Annotated in this window: 5 protein-coding genes; 4 read left to right on the forward strand and 1 reads right to left on the reverse strand. The window is 58.0% G+C overall.

The features are described from left to right. From Q7A36_RS38440 to Q7A36_RS38450, 3 genes are all read left to right on the forward strand, one after another. Window positions 1-534 (forward strand): tetratricopeptide repeat protein (locus Q7A36_RS38440; protein ID WP_370655796.1); only part of this gene is annotated, 534 nt, incomplete at its 5' end. A 23-nt stretch (window positions 535-557) separates the two neighbouring features. Further along, window positions 558-905, forward strand: a complete 348-nt coding sequence (locus tag Q7A36_RS38445; protein WP_305109073.1) for an effector-associated constant component EACC1 — start codon at window positions 558-560, stop codon at window positions 903-905. 1 nt (window position 906) lies between these two features. Next, a complete protein-coding gene (locus Q7A36_RS38450) occupies window positions 907-3105 on the forward strand; it encodes an SEL1-like repeat protein (RefSeq protein ID WP_305109074.1) in 2199 nt (732 codons plus the stop codon). Window positions 3106-3517: 412 nt separating this feature from the next. Here Q7A36_RS38450 and Q7A36_RS38455 read toward each other — a convergent pair whose 3' ends face one another. Continuing rightward, window positions 3518-4087 carry a hypothetical protein gene (locus Q7A36_RS38455; protein WP_305109075.1) on the reverse strand — a complete coding sequence of 190 codons (570 nt, stop codon included), beginning with the start codon at window positions 4085-4087 and terminating at the stop codon, window positions 3518-3520. A 398-nt stretch (window positions 4088-4485) separates the two neighbouring features. Between Q7A36_RS38455 and Q7A36_RS38460 the strand changes: the two genes are divergently transcribed. Beyond that, window positions 4486-4691, forward strand: a 206-nt coding sequence (locus Q7A36_RS38460) for a hypothetical protein (protein ID WP_305109076.1), incomplete at its 3' end; no start/stop codon positions are given.

Genomic DNA, 4691 nt, shown 5'->3' on the forward strand with positions numbered 1-4691 from the left:
CAGGCCAGCCTCGGCTTCTTCTATGAGCAAGGTCGAGGCGGGCTGACGAAGGACGCCCACAAGGCCGCCTGGCTATACCGCTTCGCAGCCGACAAGGACGACGTTTTTGCGCAGACCAGCCTCAGCTTCTTCTACGAGCGGGGTCTAGGCGGGCTAGCGAAGGACGTTGGTGAGGCCGCCCGCCTCTCTCGCCTCGCCGCCGAGCAGGGTAAAGCTTTGGAGCCGGCCAACCTCGGCTTTTTTTTACCGCCACGGCCGAGGCGGGCTGATGCAGGACGATCGCAAAACCGATCTGTTATCCCGCATAGCCACCAATCAAGGCAGCACTATGAGCAGACCAACTTCGGCTTCTTCTATGAGCGGGGCCGGGACGGACTAACGAGGGACGATGCGTGGTCATCCCCCTTTATTAGCAAGCTGCAAGGGGTGGTATCCGGGAGACACCAGAGCCTTGCCTCGGGTGCCAAGGTTTTGCTGTCCATGTCCTGCTACGGTCGGTGTTCCGCAATGCCACAGGACCGTGCCGCTCGGTAACATCCACCTCGGGAGGCAGCAGGATGATGCAAGAACGCTACGACTTCATCGCCGAGGCAGAGGATCAAGCCGCTGCCGGCAGAGCCGCAATGGCCCTCTCCGATATCCTGCGGGAGGCCGACGGAGTGCTCGAAGCCGACCGCACCAAGGCCGACAACAGCACGATGGACCTCGGCGCGGTGATCTCGGTACTGGCCACCTCTGGGGCGACGCTTGCTCTCGCTCAGGGGCTTGCCGCGTGGCTCAGGGCGCGCCGCGGGGTGACCGTGACCGTCGAGAGGGACGGCAAGTCGGGGAGCCTGAAGGCCGCAGTCGCGGGCATTGATCCGGAGGTGGCGGTGCGCATCGTCGAGATGGTCCGGAAAGGCTGACATGAGCGGCGCGGGAGCAGCGCGACCTCGGCTGCTCGACCCGACCTCGACTGCCGCCGTCATCTTGGGCGCTCACGATTGGACCGAAGCCGGGTTGGGTCGTGCACCATCCTTCCTTCGCTCCGCACGAGGCATTGTCGCGTACCTTTACGACGCGTCAGGCTTAGGAATCGATCCAGAGCTTGTGCTCGATTTATTCGACGATCCTACTGACGCTGGCGGCCAACTCGCGCGAGTGCGTGACACCCTCGACGCCTTGCTGCGTGAGCGCCGGGCAGCAGGCCGCCCAGTTTCCGATGTATTAGTCTACTACGTCGGTCATGGCTTCACGGACGACCAAGGTCATCTTTCTTTGCTCGTGCGCCGAAGTCGTCGAGGTCTGGAAGCGGAAACAGGGATCAAGGCTCCTGATCTTGCCCATACACTCCGTCTCGCTGCTCCACAGCAGCGCCGTTCCGTCATCCTCGATTGCTGCTTTTCTGAGGCTGCAGCAAAGGCATTTTTCGGCATGGCTAGTGACCTGAATCAGCAGGTTGCAGCAACTGCGGCAAAGGATTTGCGGGACGATCAGCCAGCGCGCGGCACTCTCCTGCTCTGCTCAAGCCCAACCAGCGAAGTGTCAATGGGAGCGCCAAATGCCGAGCACACGCTATTCACGGGTGCCGTGCTTAATGTGCTCCGACGAGGAGCTGAAGGGTTTCCACCGGTCCTGTCCTTCGCAGACCTGCGCGATACGGTGTTCGAACAAATGGTAGTGAGTTTTGGTGCCAATGCACCAAGACCAGCACTGCATCAGGTGAATGCGGCGTATGGTGACCTGACGCGCGTTCCGGCCTTTCCGAACCGGGCACCCGCGCATGTTGGGGCGCCGTCGCCGGAACCGCCAGCCCTCTCAGAAAGCGCGCCTGTTCGCATACAGAGCCAACCCGAAGGCACCGCGCCACCGCCGTTGTCGAGTATCGCAGACCGACCTGAGTCAGAGACCTCGATCAAGCAATCTGCGAACTTGCCTCCCCCTCATATACCTCGAGCTTCAAATTTAAGGCGTAAAGGTCAATGGCTGGGAGTGGGGATGTGCATCATAGCTTTAATTGGAATTTCTGTTTTTGTTGTGAACCAACAAGAAGCGTCTAAAAACCCTTCATATAGAAATGACATTAAAGAATCTCCTCAAACACCGGACCCTTATTCGCTTGCTCAGCAACGCGTAGCTGCAGGTGATAACAATGGTGCTGCCCGACTTTTCCGCCTTGCTGCCGATCAAGGCGACGCTCGTGGGCAAGTGAGCCTTGCTCATTTTTATGAGGAGGGCCGCGGCGGTTTGCCAAAGGACGACACACAAGCTGCGCGTCTTTACAAACTCGCTGCCGATCAGGGTGATGCCTCTGCGCAGGTAAGCCTAGGTATTTTCTATGAGGAGGGTCGCGGCGGTTTGCCAAAGGACGACGCGCAGGCTGCACGTCTTTACAAGCTTGCTGCCGATCAGGGTGATGCCTCTGCACAGGTAAGCCTAGGTATTTTCTATGAGGAGGGCCGCGGCGGTTTACCGAAGGACGATGCACAGGCCGCACGTCTCTACAAGCTTGCTGCCGATCAGGGTGATGCCTCTGCGCAGGTGAACCTTGGACGTTTTTATGAGGTGGGACGTGGTGGTGTGTCGAAGGACGGCGCACAGGCTGCACGTCTTTACAAGCTCGCTGCCGATCAAGGCGATGCCTCTGCGCAGGTGAACCTAGGTATTCTTTACGAAGAGGGTCGCGGTTTGTTAAAGGACGACGCACAGGCTGCACGTCTTTACAAGCTTGCTGCCGATCAGGGTGATGCCTCTGCGCAGGTAAGCCTAGGCATTTTCTATGAGGAGGGTCGCGGCGGTTTGCCAAAGGACGACGTGCAGGCTGCACGTCTTTACAAGCTTGCTGCCGATCAGGGCGATGCCTCTGCGCAAGTGAATCTTGGGCGTTTTTATGAGGGAGGGCGGGGCGGTTTGCCAAAGGACGACGCGCAGGCTGCACGTCTTTACAAGCTCGCTGCCGATCAGGGCAATACCTATGCGCAGGTGGACCTGGGTATCCTATATGAGCAGGGACGTGGCGGTTTGCAGCAGGACAGCGTTGCAGCTACTCGCCTTTACCAACAAGCCGCAAGGTCGGGAAATACCATTGCAAAACAGCGCCTAACGCAACTTGGTAAAAGGTGGTAGCAACGCCGGCCGTCATGGCAGAAGACAGGCACGACATTGAATGGGGACTTTTTAACCAACCTTCAGATATCCGCCGGACGCCGCCGAAGCTGTATTACGGGACAAGAAGGGGGGGCGACAGACAGACACACTCATCCATCCATTTACTCTCCTTCCTCTTCTCCCAATCCTGCAAACTTTTCCGCCCGCTACCACATCTCGCTGAACTCAACTGCTTCTGCTTTTCGTAGACATGCAGCAAAGGCTATATGGCATGAAGATTGTGCTCTACATAACATGCTACAAGCATCACACGGACGAGTTTTATCCGTGCGCGTCGCTCTTGCTCGGGTGGCTCAATAACCACCGGATCGAGAAAGTCAGTTGGTTCCACTCCTTCGCAGCTTTCTCTCCCTAGTATTTTCTTGGGATTTTACCTCGTGAGGTCGCGATTGATATCCTGTGCCAATCCATAAGCCTGCTGCACCGTCAGGCCATCTGCGAGGCGGAAGGGCTGCGGCGAGCCGTGCCGGCGCGCAGTGAGGACAAGATCGCTACGGGTTGTGTCCTGCCTCCGCTGAATTGCATTGTCGATCCCCGAAGCCATCGCAACCGCCAGGGGTGAGCCAACGAAGCCATACGAGGGTTCGGAGGTGCGCGGATCGTACACAGCCAATTCTATGAGTTGATCGCGCGGGACAGGGTCGGAGAAGAGGGTAGTGTGCACATCGTACTCGGTGATGAGTAGGTGCTGCTTCCGGATATCCGAATACGGGGGCGGATTCATGTGCTTCCGAACAGCAATCACGGCCAGGATTACGGCAACCGCGAAAGCTCCTAACTTCTCGCCAGGATTATCGGAACCGAAACAAAATATGAAGAAGATGGCGACGCCGGCCCAGTGCAGAAAGAGTTGGAACCCCAGGCCGGCGACGGTTGAAGGATTTTCGATGGTGTAGCAAATCCCTTGAGGCAAGATGGCTCGGGAGTAGGTTGGCCGCATGGACGTTCCTTCGAAAACGGCGTCAATCCTTCAGGCAAAGCTTTCCATGAAAAGCTGCAGATGGTGAGCCGCTCCCTGACGGGGCTTCCACACCCTATGCACTCCCTCAATACCCATGCAGACCTGTGGTGACCCACTCGGAAAAGGCAAGCGAAGCTCGGCAGCGCCACTCATACCCAGCCGGGCTGGCACGAAAGCGCCTAGCTGTGCAACATGAAACAGCCTAGCTGGCCAACACGAAAGAGCCTAGCTGGCCGACAAGAAACAGCTTAAGCCGCTGGGAATTTCACAAGTCTTCGATTTTACAATCTCGCGAACCGCACGAATTCCGCCGCCTGAAAGTGCCCGGTAGGCCGACAACTAAGCATATGGCTGCACCAAAAAAGTGGTGTGAGGCCATGATGACGTTCAGAGAGGATGGTGACCTTCGGCTCGCGGAGGATGTCTCGCCAGAGCCGCTTCTCGGCATTCAACCCGAGGCGCCTGTGGTGGTGCGTCCTAATGTGCCGCATGCGCTCACAATGGACGAACCTGTCCAGCAGCATGTCAGCTTCATGCTCGCAGCAAAGGATTTGGGCATCCTCGCCGCAGCGCTCAAGGTCAG

The organism is Paracraurococcus lichenis (assembly GCF_030657435.1).
Lineage (GTDB): Bacteria > Pseudomonadota > Alphaproteobacteria > Acetobacterales > Acetobacteraceae > Paracraurococcus > Paracraurococcus lichenis.